18 protein-coding genes are annotated in these 18,305 nt (G+C 38.8%); 2 read left to right on the top strand and 16 right to left on the bottom strand.

All coding sequences use genetic code 11. The features are described 5' to 3' along the window. Positions 1-5: 5 nt before the first annotated feature. The 14 genes from murD to MHI04_RS04455 all read right to left on the bottom strand — a co-directional run bounded on the left by murD (position 6) and on the right by MHI04_RS04455 (position 14,259). Complete coding sequence (murD, locus tag MHI04_RS04520; protein WP_036125250.1) at positions 6-1,355, bottom strand: UDP-N-acetylmuramoyl-L-alanine--D-glutamate ligase; 1,350 nt, start codon at positions 1,353-1,355, stop codon at positions 6-8. Next, the gene (gene mraY / locus MHI04_RS04515) at positions 1,355-2,326 is read right to left on the bottom strand and encodes a phospho-N-acetylmuramoyl-pentapeptide-transferase (RefSeq protein ID WP_340812633.1); all 972 of its coding nucleotides are present in this window, start codon (positions 2,324-2,326) and stop codon (positions 1,355-1,357) included. The genes murD and mraY overlap by 1 nt, the downstream gene beginning before the upstream one ends. A gap of 125 nt (positions 2,327-2,451) precedes the next feature. Next, the gene (locus tag MHI04_RS04510; RefSeq protein ID WP_036125256.1) at positions 2,452-4,368 is read right to left on the bottom strand and encodes a stage V sporulation protein D; all 1,917 of its coding nucleotides are present in this window, start codon (positions 4,366-4,368) and stop codon (positions 2,452-2,454) included. Between the two features lie 57 nt (positions 4,369-4,425). After that, the gene (locus MHI04_RS04505; RefSeq protein WP_342535371.1) at positions 4,426-6,648 is read right to left on the bottom strand and encodes a penicillin-binding protein; all 2,223 of its coding nucleotides are present in this window, start codon (positions 6,646-6,648) and stop codon (positions 4,426-4,428) included. After that, positions 6,645-7,016 carry a cell division protein gene (locus tag MHI04_RS04500; protein WP_036125259.1) on the bottom strand — a complete coding sequence of 124 codons (372 nt, stop codon included), beginning with the start codon at positions 7,014-7,016 and terminating at the stop codon, positions 6,645-6,647. The genes MHI04_RS04505 and MHI04_RS04500 overlap by 4 nt, the downstream gene beginning before the upstream one ends. Continuing rightward, on the bottom strand, positions 7,017-7,967 hold the full coding sequence (rsmH, locus tag MHI04_RS04495) for a 16S rRNA (cytosine(1402)-N(4))-methyltransferase RsmH (RefSeq protein WP_036125261.1): 951 nt from the start codon (positions 7,965-7,967) through the stop codon (positions 7,017-7,019). Positions 7,968-8,028: 61 nt separating this feature from the next. Then, on the bottom strand, positions 8,029-8,460 hold the full coding sequence (mraZ, locus tag MHI04_RS04490; protein ID WP_036125263.1) for a division/cell wall cluster transcriptional repressor MraZ: 432 nt from the start codon (positions 8,458-8,460) through the stop codon (positions 8,029-8,031). 253 nt (positions 8,461-8,713) lie between these two features. Continuing rightward, positions 8,714-10,330, bottom strand: a complete 1,617-nt coding sequence (bshC, locus tag MHI04_RS04485) for a bacillithiol biosynthesis cysteine-adding enzyme BshC (protein WP_342535370.1) — start codon at positions 10,328-10,330, stop codon at positions 8,714-8,716. Between the two features lie 271 nt (positions 10,331-10,601). Beyond that, on the bottom strand, positions 10,602-10,997 hold the full coding sequence (locus MHI04_RS04480; protein ID WP_036125267.1) for a DUF3397 domain-containing protein: 396 nt from the start codon (positions 10,995-10,997) through the stop codon (positions 10,602-10,604). Next, on the bottom strand, positions 10,994-11,896 hold the full coding sequence (locus MHI04_RS04475) for a 2-dehydropantoate 2-reductase (protein WP_340812630.1): 903 nt from the start codon (positions 11,894-11,896) through the stop codon (positions 10,994-10,996). The genes MHI04_RS04480 and MHI04_RS04475 overlap by 4 nt, the downstream gene beginning before the upstream one ends. A gap of 212 nt (positions 11,897-12,108) precedes the next feature. Beyond that, positions 12,109-12,486, bottom strand: coding sequence for a transcriptional regulator (locus MHI04_RS04470; protein ID WP_036125273.1), 378 nt, complete (start codon positions 12,484-12,486; stop codon positions 12,109-12,111). 110 nt (positions 12,487-12,596) lie between these two features. Next, a complete protein-coding gene (locus MHI04_RS04465) occupies positions 12,597-13,364 on the bottom strand; it encodes an enoyl-CoA hydratase/isomerase family protein (RefSeq protein WP_058843463.1) in 768 nt (255 codons plus the stop codon). A gap of 163 nt (positions 13,365-13,527) precedes the next feature. Next, positions 13,528-13,701 (bottom strand): 50S ribosomal protein L32, encoded by a 174-nt coding sequence (gene rpmF / locus MHI04_RS04460; RefSeq protein WP_010858320.1) that lies wholly within the window; start codon positions 13,699-13,701, stop codon positions 13,528-13,530. A gap of 24 nt (positions 13,702-13,725) precedes the next feature. Next, the gene (locus MHI04_RS04455; protein ID WP_036125282.1) at positions 13,726-14,259 is read right to left on the bottom strand and encodes a YceD family protein; all 534 of its coding nucleotides are present in this window, start codon (positions 14,257-14,259) and stop codon (positions 13,726-13,728) included. Between the two features lie 167 nt (positions 14,260-14,426). On the opposite strand from MHI04_RS04455, the gene MHI04_RS04450 reads away from it, so the two are divergent. Next, positions 14,427-15,638, top strand: a complete 1,212-nt coding sequence (locus MHI04_RS04450; protein WP_036125284.1) for a nucleotidyltransferase — start codon at positions 14,427-14,429, stop codon at positions 15,636-15,638. Positions 15,639-15,690: 52 nt separating this feature from the next. On the opposite strand, the gene MHI04_RS04445 is transcribed toward MHI04_RS04450, so the two are convergent. Continuing rightward, entirely contained in the window at positions 15,691-16,737 is a 1,047-nt protein-coding gene (locus tag MHI04_RS04445) for a SepM family pheromone-processing serine protease (protein ID WP_036125288.1), read from the bottom strand. A 118-nt stretch (positions 16,738-16,855) separates the two neighbouring features. Between MHI04_RS04445 and MHI04_RS04440 the strand changes: the two genes are divergently transcribed. Further along, on the top strand, positions 16,856-17,755 hold the full coding sequence (locus tag MHI04_RS04440; RefSeq protein WP_230593889.1) for a hypothetical protein: 900 nt from the start codon (positions 16,856-16,858) through the stop codon (positions 17,753-17,755). 57 nt (positions 17,756-17,812) lie between these two features. Here the strand turns inward: MHI04_RS04440 and coaD are convergent, their stop codons facing one another. Next, positions 17,813-18,304 carry a pantetheine-phosphate adenylyltransferase gene (gene coaD, locus MHI04_RS04435; protein WP_036125293.1) on the bottom strand — a complete coding sequence of 164 codons (492 nt, stop codon included), beginning with the start codon at positions 18,302-18,304 and terminating at the stop codon, positions 17,813-17,815. Position 18,305 lies beyond the last annotated feature (1 nt).

The following is an 18,305-nucleotide window of genomic DNA, read 5'->3' as shown; positions in this document are numbered from 1 at the left end:
GCTCATTACAGCTTCATTACAGCATCAATAAAAACATCTCCGCGTATTTCAAAGCTGTCATATTGATCCCAGCTTGCACATGCTGGAGATAGTAAGATAATATCTCCCTCTGCCGACATCGGTGCTGCATAGTGTACAGCGTCTTCTACATTTTGGGCAATGACTGTCTGTTGGACACCACACGACTTTGCAAATTCTACAAAGCGTAAGCCTGTTTCTCCAAATGCAACAACACCTTTTACATGCTGCATACAAGGGCGAAGTTCTTCAAAAGAATGTCCACGATCTAAGCCACCTGCGAGTAAAATAATAGGTGCTTGGAAAGCATCTAAAGCACTCTTTGTTGCTAAGCAGTTGGTTGCCTTAGAATCATTGTAAATCTTTCGACCATTCCATTCGCGAACGAATTGTGTACGGTGACGAACGCCACCAAAAGTCGCTAACACCTCTTCCATCTTCGCCTTGTCACAGCCAACTAAAATACAAGCTGCAACGGCTGCTAGGATGTTTTCTAAATTATGCTTGCCAGGCAGGGCGATATGAGCACGCTCCATATATGGCTCACCTTGCCAATAAATCGTTGTCTCATCTGCACTAATGCCGCTTGTAGTACGTCCCTTTGAACTGAATGGGACTTTTTGAGCATTCGATTGTGCTGCATATCCAACAACAATCGGTTGATCCGCATTATAAATAAAATAATCACTATCATCTTGATTACGTGTCACACCAAACTTTGCTCCAGCATAATTGTCAAATGTCCCATGATAATCAAGATGTGCATCATAAAGATTTGTTAAAATAGCGATTTTTGGCTTAAACGTTTTTATTCCCATCAATTGGAATGAAGACAACTCAGTTACAATGATGTCATCTTTATTAGCTTCTTTTGCGACACCACAGGCTACTGTCCCAATATTCCCCGCAATTAGAGGATTTTTACTCCCACTATTTAACATATCAAAAATTAAAGTTGTCGTTGTGGTTTTGCCATTTGATCCTGTTATACCAATAAATGGCGCATCGCTAATTAAATAAGCAAGCTCAATCTCTGTCCAGACAGGTATTTCACGACGAAGGGCATCAGCCACAATTCGATTGCTATATGGTATCCCAGGATTTTTGACTACTAATTCAAAGCCTTCATCTAGTAAATCTTCAGGATGACGACCACAAATCACTGTAATCCCCTTTTGTAATAAACCTTGTGCATCTGGACTTTCATCAAATGGTTTGGAATCATTGACGGTTACAAAGGCGCCAAGCTCATGTAAAATTTCAGCAGCGGCTACACCACTCTTTGCTAGACCTAACACAAGTACTTTTTTATGTTGTAAATCTGTATAGTTTTTCATTAGAACGCCTCCGATAAGACTGCAATCAATGCTACTGCTAGAGCAGTTGACCAGAAGACAAGCACGACTTTCCATTCTGACCAACCTGATAATTCAAAGTGATGGTGGATAGGACTCATTTTAAAAATACGCTTTTTGCGAAGCTTAAAGCTACCTACCTGTAAAATAACGGATAATGTTTCGATAACAAACACTAAACCAACTAGCAAAAGCAAGAATTCTTCCTTTACTAGCACAGATACCATCGCTAATGCCCCACCTAATGCTAACGAACCCGTATCTCCCATAAATACCTTGGCAGGATTGGCATTAAATAATAAAAATCCTAATAAAGCACCTGTTACAGCAAATGTAAATAGTGCAATATCCGCTTGATTTTGGAAGAGCGCAATAACGCCAAATGCTGCAAAGGCAATTGAAGCAGTGCCTGCCACTAGCCCGTCTAAACCATCCGTCAAATTTACGGCATTGGAGAAGCCTACTAGCCAGAAAATTAAAAAGGCTACATAGAATACCCCAAGATCTATTGTCCACTCAGTAAACGGAATAGCGAGCGTTGTATCAAATGATGCTACATACAGCAGGAAATAAGCAAGAATAGCAATAACAATTTGACCAATCAACTTCTGAAGAGAAGTTAAACCTAAATTTCTTTTAAATACAACTTTTAAACCATCATCCAATAAACCTATTAAACCAAACCCTGCTAATACTAATAAAAGTACTACGGTTTGTGTCGTTAATAAATCTAAAAAGCTACCTACACCAACAGTTGTAAGGACGATAGATATTAAAAAAATGATTCCTCCCATTGTTGGTGTACCAGCTTTTTTCATATGTGATTTTGGTCCTTCTTCACGAATACTTTGCCCAAACTTTAGACGACGAAGAAGTGGAATACTAATTGGTGCCAGGATAACTGTTACTATAAAAGCAAGAGCTAAAATGGTAAGTGTTGTTGCGAGTTTCATTGAAAAATCTCCTTTAAATCTTGTTTCACTTTCTTCTTTAAGAAAAAAGCATAAACTTTCATTTATTTATTACTACCCTTCATAATAATAGTGGTTCTTTCCCATTTTTTAAAGGTAAAGTTATTTTAGTTCTCCAAATATAAATGAATGGTACCATCTTGTTTGATAACACTATCCACTTCAGGTAATTGGTTACCAATTTTGGTCCCTTCCCCATGCCATTCTATGCGGAATGGATAAAATTGCTTGGCAATATCATCTTTTGTTTGACCAATAAAATTCGGTACCTTTACAGTAATTGGATCACCATAACGATAATCCTTTTCAAGCTGTTCCTTCGATTTTTCAATACCTACAAAAGGTGCAACATCCTCAATAATTTGCCCAACAATCGGTGCTGCTACAACACCGCCAAACTGTGTTGTCTTTTTCGGATTGTCAACAGCTACATAGACGACAATTTGCGGATTGTCTGCAGGCGCAAAGCCTATAAATGATACGATATATTCTCCACTTTTATAACGACCATTTTCAACCTTTTGTGCGGTTCCTGTTTTACCGCCAATTCGTAAGCCATCACGAAAGGCTTGTCGACCTGAACCATTCGCCACTACCGATTCTAATGCGCCTCGTACTTTGGCAGATGTCTCCTCACGAATCACCTGATTTTTAACAACTGGCTCCGTCTCTTGTATAACTTCCCCTGTATTCGGATTAAATACCTTTTTCACAACATATGGCGTATAGAGCTTGCCTCCATTGATTGCAGCAGCTACTGCCTGCACTTGTTGAATAGGTGTCACGGCTACCCCTTGCCCAAATGAAGTGGTGGCCTGCTCAACAGGTCCAAAGGCTTCCTTAGAAAATAAAATCCCTGAAGCTTCACCAGCAATATTAGATCCTGTCTTTTGACCAAAACCAAAATCTTTAATATATTGCAACAACCGCTCATTACCTAACCGCTGTCCTAATTCTATAAAACCTGGGTTACAGGAGTTTTCAACTACCTCTAAAAATGTTTCATGCCCATGCCCCTCACGCTTCCAACAGCGAAGCCTTGCACCAGCAACCATTGTATAGCCTGGGTCATAAAAAGTATCATGTTCTAAATCCACTAAATTTTCTTCCAAGGCTGCACTCAAGGTAATAATTTTAAAAGTTGAACCAGGCTCGTATGTCATCCATACAGGTAAATTTCGATTATAAATCGCAGGCTCTACTAATTGATATTCAGCTGGATGGAAAGTCGGATAGGAGGCTAATGCCAAAATTTCACCATTATTTGGATTCATAGCAATAGCCAATGCTTGGTCAGCTTCATAGCGCTTCATAGCTTGTGACAATTCACGCTCAACAACCTGCTGGACATCGACATCGATGGTTAACTCAATCGTTGCACCATCCTCTCCCGCTTTCCATGCACTCGAAACATTTGGTAAATTATTACCTTTTGCATCTGTAAAGAGGCGAATCGCAGAAGAATTAGCCTGCAATAATTTATCATATTCATATTCAATCCCAGCTAAGCCTTGAGCATCATAGCCAGTAAAGCCTAAAAATCGAGATAAGAGTGTGCCGTAAGGATAATCCCTAGAATAGTCCACACCACTGTATAATCCTTCAATTTGCATACCTTGTAATTCCACCGCTTTTTCATAGGGTATATTTTTCCCTTCCGGCGCTAACTTCACTAAATAGGCTTTTTTCTGCATTTTCTCTAGTAGCTTCTCTTTGTCTACTTCCAGAACTTGCGCAATTTTTTCTGCAGCCCCTTCAATATCCTTACTTTGTGAAGGCATGAAATACAAGGTTGGAGCTAGCTTATTGGTTACGATGCTTTCACCATCTCGATCTGTAATATGCCCACGTTCATTTGCAAATGGAATTTCTCGGTCCCAATTCTCCTCTGCCTTCGTTGTCAGTTCTTTTTGATCTAATACTTGCAAAAAGAGCAGTCTTACAATAATTGCCACAGCCACACACATAAACAACACATATAAAATACGTAAACGCTTTTTAGAATGGATAGAAATCCACTTCATTCGACATCACACCTTGTTTTTTACAACGTATGAAATAAAGTGGACTTCTATTCAGTATTATTCATCCTCTATTTCTTCAACTTCACCCTCAGCGGGGGCTTCAACATCTTGCACAAAGCTTTCTGCAGGTGTTTTGAGCTTGACAACAATCGGTGAACTATCAGTGATGATAGTTCCTGCGGATACACTTTGACTCGCTACAAAGCCTTCACCGAAAATTTCCATCTCTAGCCCTGTCATAGATTTAAAAACAAGTAAATTGCGTAATGACCAATTCGTAAAGTCTGGCAATGTTATTTCGCCATCTGTCTTTAAAAATATAAAACTACCTTTTACAAGTTTTTGAGTGTTCGTTGGATATTGTTCAATAATTTTACCACCAGCGCCAACAATGATTGGCTGTAAACCATCATTCGCTAATTCTACCTCCACCGCTTCAGCACTTTGACCTGTATAATCTTGTATACTAACTTTATTGACATGCTGTACATCATCTGGATTGATGTTAAGATGCTTTAAGCTATTTAACATAACTGGGTTAAATACTTTTGACACTGGTACAGATCCAAGCTCGTTGCTCAACTTAGGTTTTTTCACTGAGACATAGACAATTAACTGTGGATCGTCTACAGGAGCCAAGCCTAAGAATGAATAGAGGTATTGGTTTGAAAGATATCCACCACTAGCTTTTGGAATTTGGGCAGTCCCCGTTTTCCCAGCAACCTCATAATCCTCCAGTATAAAATCCTTCGCCGTACCTTTTTCTGAGGTTAACGTTGAAGCAAGGATTTCTCGTACTTGTTTCGCTGTATCAGCTTTAATTGGTTGTCCTTTTTCCACGGGCTCATGCTTTTGAATAACTTTTCCAGTTGATGAGTCGACAATACGATCAATAACATATGGCTGCATCATTTTTCCATCATTCGCAATTGCTGTCATCGCTTGGATTAACTGAATAGGCGTTACTGTAGAACCTTGGCCGTAAGTTGTTGTCACTCGTTGAATAGGATACTTCGATAAAATAGTACCTGCCGCTTCATTCGGTAAATCAATACCTGTTTTATGACCAAAACCAAAGCGGTCCAGATATTCAATAAAGACATCATCACCAATCTTCGTTAATAAATGGGCCATACCCGTATTGGCAGATCGTTGGAACCCTTCTAAATAAGTAATCGGTCCCCAACCATATCTATTGTGATCTCGAATCGTACGGTCAAATACTGTATATGATCCTGACATAAACCATTCATTCGGTGTCCATTTTCCTGTATCAATAGCTGAAGCAAGCGTGAATGTTTTCATCGTTGATCCAGGCTCGATTGTCTCCTCAATCACCTCATTCAACCACTTCATATTTTGACTTTCACGTGTTTCAGGGTTGAACGTAGGACGCTGAGACATCGCTAAAATTTTCCCTGTTTTCGGATCTGCTACGACCGCTGTCATAGATTCAGGATTATATTCCTGTTCAACCTTTGTCATTGCTTCCTCTAAAAAGCTTTGGATTGTTTTATCGAGCGTTAAATAAATGTCATTCCCGTTTTTGGCAGGTTTCACCATTTTCTCGCTATTTGGGAGTAAGTAATGGAATGCATCCGTCTCATATTTAATCTTGCCATTGACGCCTGTTAGCTCTTTATCGTACGTATACTCTAGGCCCATTTCTCCCTTTGTTGTAACTGTTCCATCTTCATTATCCTTTTTCAGTGCATAGCCTATTAAATGGGAGGCAAATACACCATTTGGATAATAACGTTTTAAGTCACTGACAAATAGGATTCCTGGTAATTTTTCATCCTTTATTTTACTCATGACTTCGTGACTAATGCCTCGTCCAGCGCTGCCAAACTCAACTTGGTATAAAGGCTCGCCATCACTTCTATATCGATTGTTCAGTTTTTTAACAATCTCTTCTTCATTGTCCTTCATTGCTGGAATATACTTAGCCAAAACCTCGGCCGTTTTTTCAGAATCTACTACATGTCTTGGTTTCTTAGGATCTGTCGTAGCCTTTTCGCTTACAATGGCAATTATGCGGTAACTTAATGTATCTTCCGCAATTACTTGCCCATTTTGATCATAAATCTTCCCACGATTTGCTGTAAGTACACTTTCTTTACCATACTTCGCTGCGGCTCTCGCTGCAAGCTCTTGTCCTTCTACTTCCCCTGTCGCCTGAATCGTCACCATTCTTGTAAATAATAGAAAAAAGAGCCCTCCATAAAAAATTAATAATAGAAAGGCTCCCCATTGGAATCGAAATCTCTTTTTTTTCATTCTCCCGGCACTACCTTTACATTTTTCTCATTTTGAGTTAAACCGAGTTCTTTCGCTTTTTTCCATATGTTTTCGTATGTAGAAAGTTCACTCACACGAACCGTCAAGTCAACATTCTGTTTCGCAATCTCTTCTGCTTCTGATTCAATGTTTTGAATGTCTATACTTGTTGTTTGAATAGCTGCTTGTTTATTTAACACTATTACTCCTAAAACTATAATAATGCCAACTAAAGCAAGTAGCATTGTCTTTTCAAACTTCTGGTTCGGTTTTTTACGACGTATGATAGTGGGTTGTGGACTAGGTGGTGTTATCGGTTGTTGCACTTGTTGATGTTGGTGCTGTTGCCTTACACGAACTGCTGCCATTTACTCACGCCCTTTGTCGTTAATTTTCTCCACCACTCTAAGCTTCGCTGAACGTGCACGATTATTGACTGCCAATTCTTCATCAGAAGGAATAATTGGCTTTCGTGTAATCAGCTTTAAAGTTGGCTTCATGTCATCAGGAATTACAGGTAAGTTTGGTGGTAATTCCGGTAATGATGACGCTTCCTTAAAGATTGTCTTACATAGGCGGTCCTCCAATGAATGGAACGTAATGACACTAATGCGCCCCCCTACGTTAATCATATCAATCGCATCGACTAATGAATCCTCTGCTGCGCCTAGCTCATCATTGACAGCAATTCGTATTGCTTGGAAAATGCGCTTTGCTGGATGTCCACCTTTTCGGCGTGCCGCTGCTGGAATACCCTCTTTAATTAATTCTACAAGGTGACCAGTTGTTTCAATTGGAGCTACTTTACGAGCTTCTTCGATTTTACGAGCCACTTGCTTTGAAAACTTTTCTTCCCCATAACGGAAAAATATCCGAACGAGATCTTCATATGCCCAATGATTGACAACATCAAATGCTGTCAGCGTTGCTGTTTGATCCATACGCATATCAAGTGGTGCATCATGGTGATAGCTAAAGCCTCGTTCAGGTGTATCTAATTGTGGAGAAGATACACCTAAGTCATACAAAATGCCATCAACCTGCTCGAAACCATGAGCTACTAGTTCCTCTTTTAAATAACGGAAATTCGAATGAATAAATGTAACACGCTCAATATAGGGCGCTAATCGAATTTTCGCATTTTCAATGGCCGTCGTATCTTGGTCAAAGCAAATCAAACGACCTTTATCTGATAATTGTTGTACTAAATATTCACTGTGACCTGCACCACCTAGCGTACAGTCCACATATACACCATCAGGATCGATGTTCAACCCATCAACAGTTTCTTTTAATAACACGGTTGTATGATCGAACATACCACACGCTCCTTTCAGGCCTTAACCTCATACAACTATCGCGTTGTAATACCTATAAAAGTTAAAAATCAAAGCCAATCATATTTTCTGCAATTTCATTAAAAGATTGTTCAGACTCACTAAAGTAAGCTTCCCAAGCATCTTTTGCCCAAATCTCAATTCGATTTGAAACCCCTAACACCACACACTCTTTTACAAGATGTGCATGTTGCATGAGAGTAGTTGGGATATTGATACGCCCCTGCTTGTCTATTTCTACCTCTGTTGCTCCAGAAAAGAAAAACCTTGCAAATGCTCGGGTATCTTTTTTGGTCATTGGTAAACCTTTTAATTTTTCTTCGAGTTTTCGCCATTCATTCATAGGATAGCCAAATAGACAGTTATCGAGACCTCTTGTGACAACAAACGTTTCGCCTAAAGCTTCACGAAATTTTGCCGGTACGATTATTCGCCCTTTTGCATCAACGGAGTGTTGATATTCTCCCATGAACATACTACTCACCCCACTTTATTAAATAATGTACCACATCCCCCCACTTTCCTCCACTTTTTTTAAAAAAAACTTGACATTTTATCACTTAATATGCAATTTGGCCTTTAGGATTTTTTTTGATATATGCTAAAGGACATAAGAAAAGAGCTACCCTTAGTAGGATAGCTCTTTATATACTATTTTTCTCGACATTATTCACCAAATCCATATGGAGGTAAACAAATAATTAGGTAAAAAGAACTTATTTCATTATTTATAAATAGAGTAAATAGTGGTGCTTACCAATGCTGTAATTTTGTTTCAGCATTTCGGTAATTAGCATAGGTCCAAACTCATTGATATATTGGTATGGATTATAGGTTCTCTCTTGGAAACCATCATTTGGATACAATTCATGTTGCAGCGTCATAAATTTACGAATCGTCGCTTCATGCTTGCTTAGTACAGTTTGTTCAATTTTTTGCTGTAGATAATCAAATTGCTTCTCATGATTTTCTTGGTTTTTTACAAGGATCTTTTCTAAATACAAATGCTGTTTTTCTAAATAGGAAGCTAGCTCCTCATATTTTTCTGTTACTATCTGCTGCATAGCTTGTATTTGTCGTTTTGCTTCACTGTCCTGCACGTCTGCAATAAAACGTTCTTTTAACTGCAATGCTTTGCCTTCCCATACATCCGTCACAGTTAGTTGATGCTCACGTAATAATTGCTCTGCGTGACGTGTAACAATTGTGATATGAAGACGAGGCGCAAAAATCGGCATTTGTAAATCTAATGCTGAAAATGCATTTTTCAGTGTTGCCCAATAAGCCAATTCACCTGGGCCACCAACAAATGCCAACACAGGCAGTGTCATCTCCTGCATTAACGGACGAGTCACTACATTATTACTTAAACGTTCAGGATGCTTGTCAGCAATTGCCAACAGCTCATCCTGTGTAAATTTGAGATTTGCCGCTAAATTAACAAATAGCTCATTTTTTCTTTCTAAAAGATGACGTTCTCCATCCTCTACATAAAATAAATTGGCCGCTTCATATGTCGCCAAAATAGGCTTACCATAGCCAGCACGCTCCAGTTCCTCTTCCTGTTCCGTTACTATTCTAGCAATTTCTTCATTGTAGTGGATAATTTGCGCAAAATATTTGCTTTCAAATTGACGGAATTGGAAGTTGGCTGCATCAATTAACAGCAGACCTTCCTCTTTGAATAGTTGATTCATCAAACAGGCAAAGAAGTCTGTAAATGTTTCACTTTCGTTCAGCGCGTCTACTAGTTGCTTCATCAACGCTTCCGTATACTCTGTCTCACCAATATCCCGAACAATTGTATTAATCAATTGCGTCATCAACTCTTTATTTAGAACTGTTGCAGAAGCCATCGTTTTACGTCTAGAGCGCTCACTATACGCACGCTTTTTTAGTAATTCTCCATGTACTGTATAAGTGTGATTAATCTCTTCTAAGTCGTGATCCTCTCCAGCTATCCAAAAAACAGGAATGACAGGCTGTTGAAGCTTAGCACTTTGCTCTTTCGCTAATGCTATCACTGAAATAGCTTTATGAACGGAGTAAAGAGGGCCAGTTAAGATACCTGCTTGTTGTCCACCGACTACCACCATAGCTCCTTGCTCTAGTTGTTCTAAATGTTCATTCGCCTTGTTAGAAAGCCCAAGCGGCTCCATAAATTGACGAATGATGGCTGTTAATTCTTTTTGGTCTCGAGCATGTTGTGCTAAATGCTTCGCTCTTTCCTCAAAAGCTTGATCATTATACTCATACTCAAAAAATTGATGAATGGCGGTATTTGGCGACCAGTAATCTGCTAGCACATGATTTTTTATAGGTACTTGGATAGACTCCAGTTTCATTTAACATAAACTCCTCTACTCACTAAATCATTTTCTTACTCCATAATGAGAAATTAATTCCATTCATACTATGCACATGATGTCTTAAATGTTTTTAGCCCATCTTTCATCATTACATAAGCTAGCAACAGCACAAGATGACTAAACTATGCTTATAGCACTAAGATCTATGAATTTAATCAATATTCCCATTCATAAAGAATGATTTTTTTATAACTAATTTTGATGCTATTATTTTAACGCTTATAGCTTCAACATGAAAAGAAAATGCTTAGACAACCTGTAAATATTCTACAATGGATTGAATAACCCCCACTATCCAGATCACTACATAGGCTGTACTAAGTATTAAAAATAAAAAACGCCAAATTTTCTTTAGTAACGGCTTTACTTCTATTTCCTTTTTAGTTCTCCAATCAATATATGTAAAAATCATAGCCATCATTATCGCAAGCATGACTAAAAGTGCTCCTACATTCACGCGCCACAGCACCCCAATAGCTAATGGAACAGAAAAAAACAAGCACAATGTCGTCACATCAGATGCTGCTCCAAAAGCATGTGTGCCGCGAATTTTAACCTTTCTGCCAACAAGATAAACAATGACAAAAAGAACAATTGGACAAAAAATGATGATACTAATCAGTATATGTAAAAAGTCTTTCAACTTCGTTCACCGCTCTCCTCTATTGCAAGTACTTGGTGATATAAAGTACGCAAAGTAGGTAAATTATGACCGTTAGCCAAAGCTTTGTTTAGAATGACACCAACAATTGTTTCAATTTCACTCTTTCGACCCTGTAGACGATCTGTAAGCATAGATGATGTATTCTTGGCCGTTTTCCTACATAAGTCTACCACATCAGTAAAAGGTATAGTCTGTTCAATAGCTTCAAAAGCTTCTGTAAGCTCTTTATAAATAGTTTCCATAAGTAAAAACGCCTGTTGATTCGTTACCAACTCACCGTTCTTCACTTTCAATACAGCTGATAATGGATTAATTAAGCTATTTAGCACTGCTTTTTCAAAAAGCATTTGCTCAGCATTACGAACCAGCTCAACAGGAAACAAAGAATTTTGTAATTGTAATAGCTTTTGAAAGATCCGTTGATCCCCTCTTTCTACCGCAAGTTTACAGTGTCCCACCCCTCTATGTTGAACTGTTGCTTGCCCCATCATTTGAGCACCAAAAGAAATTGAACAAAAGGCAATATTTTTTTGTGGTAAGGTGAGTGCCTCCTCGAAATGCGCTAAGCCGTTTTGCATAAAAAGCAATGGCATATCACTCGATAATGCAGCAAATTGTTTGTAGAGCTTTTGCAAATGACCATATTTAACAGCAATCACAAGTAAATCTTGTGGTGGTAGAGTGGCCAAATCTGTAGTAGAAACAACATTTTGCACAGTTTTGGTACCATCAACATTGATACGTGTTAACTGCTTTGTATTTAGTTCATTGACCTGTTCCTGCCTCCTTGCAACCAACGTTACTGACATACCCGATTCCGCTAAAAAGCTCGCTGTTAGTTGACCTACCGCTCCTGCACCAATTACCGCTACGTCCATCTTCTCCACCCCTCCTTCGTTTGAATGTTTTCGGCACAAAAAAACAATTGCTAAACCAAAATAAAACTATAAGAATAAGGTGCCTCAGTTTACTTCTAAGGCACCTTCTATGCAGGTTCTTTTATTATACAGGATAGACCGATTGTTGACGATACACTGAAAGGGTTTTATCGCCAGGAAAGAAAAATAATGTAGTCATCATACTTAGAACTTTAATCTTTCATCAATGAGTAGCCCTGTTGTAGCCATTTCACTAACTTATCATGCTCATTTTGCAATTCACGATGCTTCATCTCAAGCGTTTGATAAGCCTCCGTTAATTCGTCAAAACTTGTCAATGCCAATTTCAAGTGACTTCGCATAGATTGTTGGGGCTGATTTCGAACAGCTAATAGTGACTGACTATATTGACCACGCAATGTTTTATTCCAGCGGAAGCCACAAGCTTGCTTTGTACGACCCAATTCTACAGCCGCCATTTCAAAGGCTTCTAGCTGTGTTTTGCCATTTTGCACATTATGCAACACAATTTCTGCTAGTCTTTCATCGTCTTCCTTTGTCCATTGATCTTTTCTTTTTTTCAATTCCATAATCTATCACCCTCGCATTTTTTACTACTATATGCACAAGTGGGCAAAATAGAATCATTGCATGAAAAAAGACAGTGATGATGTTTCCCTCTCATCACTGCCTTTATACATTACTTATTATTCTTCTTGGTCAAGAAATTATTAACTGCTTGGTGATGCGCTTCACTTTCCCACAGCTTCGCGCAAGTACGAACTTCCTCCATCACACGCTCATACATATTGCGTTCACGCCACTTCCGAAGTTCAATTTCCTTATAGGCTTTATGAACAGCAGGATGAATTTTTCGCATATGTTCAATAAAATCATTTAAAGCCTCTTCTTTTGAGCCTTCAAATACACGCATCGCCCATCCAATTTCATATAGTAGTTGTGCAGGATACGGCTTTGCATCTACTAGCATCTTCATCGCGCGATCATGGCGTAAACCTCGTTCAAATAAATATGTACCGCCACCCCATCCACTTGTAATGGCTAATGTACCTTGAATAAAGCCACATTTCGCGTGACTTGCCACTAAACGGAAATCACAAGCTGTTGCAATTTCACAGCCGCCGCCAACAGCAGTACCATTTATAAGCGCTATAGTGGGCACAGGTAACGTAGCAAGATCGTATAATATTTTCCCCATCTTACTTAACATACCAAATGCCTCATCCTCTGTTTCCAGTGAATGAAACTCAGATAAATCCCCTCCTGAGCAAAATGATTTATCGCCTGCACCTGTCACTACCAAAAAACGCACATCTTCATGCTGACGAATATATGTAATGACTTCTTGAAGACCATTCATAACCTCATCATTGACAGCATTCCGCTTCTCTTCACGGTTAATGGTAAATGTCATAATGCCATCATGATTATCAATTGTGTAAGACATACTGTTACCCCCTTTATTCCTGTGAATAAATTGTATCACACAATTATTTTACTATTGTAAAGAACTTCATAATCAACGAAATATTCCGTCTTTTCAAGCTAACAAAAAGGCTAGTAAAGAGCCATGGTCTCTCTACTAGCCTTTTAAGTGAGCAAACACTGTATTATTTGCTTACTACTTCTTTACCTTTGTATTGTCCGCAAGCTTTGCAAACACGGTGTGATAATTTTGCCTCACCACAGTTAGGGCAAGCTACCATACCAGGTACAGATAATTTGAAATGCGTACGACGCTTTCTTTTTGCAGTTTTAGAAGTTCTTCTAAATGGTACAGCCATTGATGGCACCTCCTTACAGATCGTCTATTCGTCTGTTTGATCAAAATACTTAGCTAAAGAAGCTAGTCTTGGATCCACTTTTTGTTCGTCAGCTTTTTTGTGTAGCTTTACGTCTTCATCTGTTGCATAAGACCAGTTTTTACCGCCCTGCACTTGTCCTTCAGAATCTTCCTTGAACACTTGCATTGGTACCTCAAGCAATACTAATTCCTCGAGAATTGGTTTCATGTCGATGACTTCACCTTCTATATAGTGAATGTCTCCGTCATCGTCTCCTCGTTTATCTTCATCAATCCAGCTAAAAATTTCAACTGTTTCGACTTCAATTGGAAACTCAACATCCTCCCACGTGCGAGCACATGGCAGTGTTAACGTTGCTGTCACAGTTAACTGACATGTCATTTGCGATGCACCAAAAGTACATAGCCCTTTTACATGAACGGGCGAAATTGCTCGAATATCCTGGTTTCGCTCCATCACTTCGTCCAGCTGGACAAAGGCATCGATTGGCATCCCGTTTTGGCGGTATTTAGATAATTGATGAATTGACCATTTCATTCGTTTAATCACCTCGAGACAACAATGTTGATTATATAATGTGTAAAAATAGATGTCAAGATAATTTCTTGTCACCACTTAAAAACCCACTTATAATTAAATACTATGAGAAGTGTATTTGCTCCTAACAGTTTCAAATAATGACACAAATTATAAGGGGGAAAAGCATGCAAGCAGTTGGAATTGTCGTTGAATATAATCCTTTTCACAACGGACATGCTTATCATTTAAAACAGGCTAAAAAAGTAGCACAGGCGGAACTTGTTATCGCTGTTATGAGCGGCACATTTTTACAACGTGGAGAGCCAGCCATGGTAGATAAATGGACACGTACTAAAATGGCGCTTGCTGGTGGTGTAGATATTGTTATTGAGCTGCCCTACGTCTATAGTACAGCACCAGCCACAGATTTCGCAAAAGGTGCCATTTCCTTATTAAGCGCCGTTGGCTGTGACTCATTTGCCTTCGGAAGTGAAGAAGGCTCGATTCAACCCTTTTTAAACACATATGAGTTGATAGACCACAACCGTGCAGAATATGACATGCTTATTAAAAACAGCCTTAAAACAGGTGCAAGCTATCCGAAAAGCCTACATTATGCCTATGAACAGCTTTCTCAGAAGTTCCCTGCTCCATACATTGATCTCGCACAGCCAAATAATATACTAGGCTTTCATTATCTTGAAGCAGCGAAATCACTTAACAGTCACATCAAACCACTAACTATTTCTCGCGTAGCTGCAGGATACCATGATGCATTAAAGGAAGACACATCGATTGCAAGTGCCACTGGTATACGTAAAGCACTTGCGTCTACAAATTCTTTACAGAGTGTGCAAAATGTTGTTCCTGAGACTACTTATAGTTATTTAACAGACTGGCATAAACAGTATAGTCAATTTGCAAGCTGGGAAGCATTTTGGCCGTTATTACAGTTTACCATCATCAGACACACGCCTTCAGAACTGACTCGTTATGCAGAAGTAACAGAGGGAATTGAAAATGCTATTGTGAAAGCAGCCAAAACTAGCTCCTCCTTCAATAGCTTTATGGAAAAAATTAAATCTAAACGTTATACATGGACCCGCCTTCAACGCATGATAACACATATATACACGGGGTTTACAAAAGAGCAGCTTCAAAGTTTCGAAGCACCCTCTTATATTCGGCTATTAGGTATGAGCTCGGTGGGGCAAGCTTATTTAGGTAAGCAAAAAAAGGATATCCAATTACCTTTAATTAGCCGAGTGGCAGCTACCAATGATGCAATGTTAGCAATAGATATACATGCAGCAGAGCTATACAATTTAAGTATCGAACAAGGCACAAAGGATTGGACTCTTCCCAAAGATTATCAAACACCCCCTATCCGTTGTTAATGGCTATCAAAAGGGATGCTAGTAAAATTCTAGCATCCCTTTTTCGCTCTATCTATTTCGGCTGTAGTTGCTTTAAATAGCTAATGGCATCGTCAACCGTTTTCACTGGAACGATTTTCATTTTAGTTTTGATCTCTTTGGCCGTTTTAACAGCCGTCGAATAGTTAGATTCTAGCTCTGGGTATTTCGCTTTCATTTCTTGAGAAATTTCATCATCGGGCGCGAAGAAGATTTCCATGTCGTCCCGATCAGCGGCAATGACCTTATAATCAATCCCGCCAATTCTACCAACCGATCCATCTACTAACATTTCACCCGTACCAGCAATAGCATAACCCTTTGTTAAATCTTCATCAAGAAGCTGGTCCAATATTTCAAGTGTAAACATCAAGCCAGCAGAGGGCCCTCCAATATCCTCTGTTTTCATCGTCACTTTTGGCATTGTTTCAATCGATTTACTTTCCGTATAAGAAATACCTAACCCTGCTCTATGTTCCTGTGTATTCGGAATCTCCTGTAAGGTAATTGTCTCCTGTTTTTGCTCTTCATTACGTATAAATTGTATTGTTACTTTATCTCCAAGCTGTTTAGGTTTTAAAAGGTCAACAAGCATTTGCTGGCTAGTTATTTTTTGACCGTCAACCTCGATAATTTCATCCCCAGCTTTTAAAATGCCATCAGACGCTCCTCCATCTAACACATTTAATATAAATACACCGTTAAAATGAACTTTAGTCTCTAATCCTGCTCTTTGGAAAGCTACATATTTCGCATTAAATTGGGAATCAGACATTAATTTTAACTGTCGAATATTATATTCCTCATCATCCTCTAAAGGATTGCGTACTTGTTCAATATCCATTAGCTTTTGATATTTTTGAACTTTAGCCCACAAATACGAAAATGGGGTGGCTTGCTGCATCGCGACAGTCATTAAGCTTAAAGACCCCACACTATCAGCCTCTTTGCTATCTACCGTCACGAATTTACTGACATCATATGCACTTCCAGGTTTCATAATATACGCGTCTAGTCGGTATAACATCATAAAACAAATCACGACTATTAACACTGCATAAATACCAATTTTTTTCTTCACTTGAAAACACCTCCTAGGACGCTTGCAAAACCATACGTTCATGTTTTTGCCTTTCTCACATATATTGATTTTAGCATTTGCCTATGTGAATGACAAAAAGTTGAAACGAGTTGATAACATGTTTGCTACAATTCAAATAGTGCTCTGCGTAATTCTAATTCTCTTACTCTTGTTATTCCCACAAACCGCTCATAGTGGTACTGATTTAGGCGTTAACCTTTTCATGGAAGCACTTTTTCCGTATTTATTGCCGTATCTAGTATTAACACAATGGCTTCTGCGTTTAACTGCCCCTATGCGTACTAAAACGAAAAGGGCCTCATTATACGTACAAGCCTACATTATTAGCGCACTTGGAGGCTATCCAACAGGGGCAACAACCATTGTTTATTTAAAAAATAGTGGTCAATTACACCCCAAAGAGGCAAATTTTCTACTAGCTGTTTGTCATGCACCAAGTCCACTGTTCGTTTTAGGTTTTGTAAGTCTTGATTTACTACACAGTAATACGTTTGGATGGTTGTTTTTATGTTTACTACATACGTTTAATATTTGTTGCTTAGTAATTGGCTACTACTTATTTCGCAAAACTGACCCACCCACTATTTCCGTACACAACACACCACTGTATAGTGCACCATTTTCAGAAAGTATTAAAGAAACAGCTCCAACAATTCTGTTAGTTGGTACAACCATCATCTTTTTCACAACCATTCAGACCATTGTCCAACAGGGGCTAGATCAACTAATCCCTAAACTTCCCTATACGATTGAACTTTCTCTTGCAGCTATTCTTGAGGTGACGAATGGTCTTAAAATGACCGTTACAGCCTTCCCAGATCTTCCACATATCACCTTACTAGTTGTCATTTTATTAACGATGCAAAGTATTAGTATTCACTTACAAATCTTCGTTATCGCAAAATCAGCAAAACTTTCTGTCAGACCCTATATCAAATTCCGCCTCCTTAGCATAATCATTGTTCCGACTATTTATGCTCTATTTTTTCTGAAATAATGATCGCTCTATGTACCAAAAAGAGGATGTCACTTTGCTTTGACATCCTCTGCATAATTATTGCGCAAAATCATATTTATCTTGTAAAGCCTTTACGACACAAGTAGGAACTAGCTCACTAACATCGCTACCGTATTTCGCAACCTCTTTTACTATACTGGAACTTAGGAATGAATATTGGTTTTTCGTCATAATGAAAAATGTTTCAATTGTTTCATCTAGAAAACGGTTCATAGAGGTAATTTGCATTTCATATTCAAAGTCTGAAACAGCTCGTAAGCCACGTACAATGGCCTTCGCCTTTTTTTCTTTAGCATAGTCTATTAAAAGACCTGAAGAGCTTTCTATACGGACATTCGGTAATGCTTTTGTTACTTCAGCCATTAAGGCCATGCGTTCCTCTACAGAAAACAACGGATTCTTTGCTGAATTGTTTAATACTGCTACATATACGATGTCAAACACATCTGCCGCACGTTTGATAATATCAAGATGGCCGAATGTGACAGGGTCAAAACTTCCTGGAACTACAGCAATTTTCTCAGACAAC

The sequence above is a fragment of the Lysinibacillus sp. FSL K6-1151 genome, from assembly GCF_038630755.1.
GTDB lineage: Bacteria > Bacillota > Bacilli > Bacillales_A > Planococcaceae > Lysinibacillus > Lysinibacillus fusiformis_D.
This window is presented reverse-complemented; position numbering and strand designations above follow the sequence as displayed.

Bases quoted from the DNA above. Each gene is read 5' to 3' on its own strand.
- murD (WP_036125250.1), bottom strand. From the start codon at position 1,355: ATGAAAAACTATACAGATTTACAACATAAAAAAGTACTTGTGTTAGGT.
- mraY (WP_340812633.1), bottom strand. From the start codon at position 2,326: ATGAAACTCGCAACAACACTTACCATTTTAGCTCTTGCTTTTATAGTA.
- MHI04_RS04510 (WP_036125256.1), bottom strand. From the start codon at position 4,368: ATGAAGTGGATTTCTATCCATTCTAAAAAGCGTTTACGTATTTTATAT.
- MHI04_RS04505 (WP_342535371.1), bottom strand. From the start codon at position 6,648: ATGAAAAAAAAGAGATTTCGATTCCAATGGGGAGCCTTTCTATTATTA.
- MHI04_RS04500 (WP_036125259.1), bottom strand. From the start codon at position 7,016: ATGGCAGCAGTTCGTGTAAGGCAACAGCACCAACATCAACAAGTGCAA.
- rsmH (WP_036125261.1), bottom strand. From the start codon at position 7,967: ATGTTCGATCATACAACCGTGTTATTAAAAGAAACTGTTGATGGGTTG.
- mraZ (WP_036125263.1), bottom strand. From the start codon at position 8,460: ATGTTCATGGGAGAATATCAACACTCCGTTGATGCAAAAGGGCGAATA.
- bshC (WP_342535370.1), bottom strand. From the start codon at position 10,330: ATGAAACTGGAGTCTATCCAAGTACCTATAAAAAATCATGTGCTAGCA.
- MHI04_RS04475 (WP_340812630.1), bottom strand. From the start codon at position 11,896: ATGGACGTAGCGGTAATTGGTGCAGGAGCGGTAGGTCAACTAACAGCG.
- MHI04_RS04470 (WP_036125273.1), bottom strand. From the start codon at position 12,486: ATGGAATTGAAAAAAAGAAAAGATCAATGGACAAAGGAAGACGATGAA.
- MHI04_RS04465 (WP_058843463.1), bottom strand. From the start codon at position 13,364: ATGTCTTACACAATTGATAATCATGATGGCATTATGACATTTACCATT.
- rpmF (WP_010858320.1), bottom strand. From the start codon at position 13,701: ATGGCTGTACCATTTAGAAGAACTTCTAAAACTGCAAAAAGAAAGCGT.
- MHI04_RS04455 (WP_036125282.1), bottom strand. From the start codon at position 14,259: ATGAAATGGTCAATTCATCAATTATCTAAATACCGCCAAAACGGGATG.
- MHI04_RS04450 (WP_036125284.1), top strand. From the start codon at position 14,427: ATGCAAGCAGTTGGAATTGTCGTTGAATATAATCCTTTTCACAACGGA.
- MHI04_RS04440 (WP_230593889.1), top strand. From the start codon at position 16,856: ATGTTTGCTACAATTCAAATAGTGCTCTGCGTAATTCTAATTCTCTTA.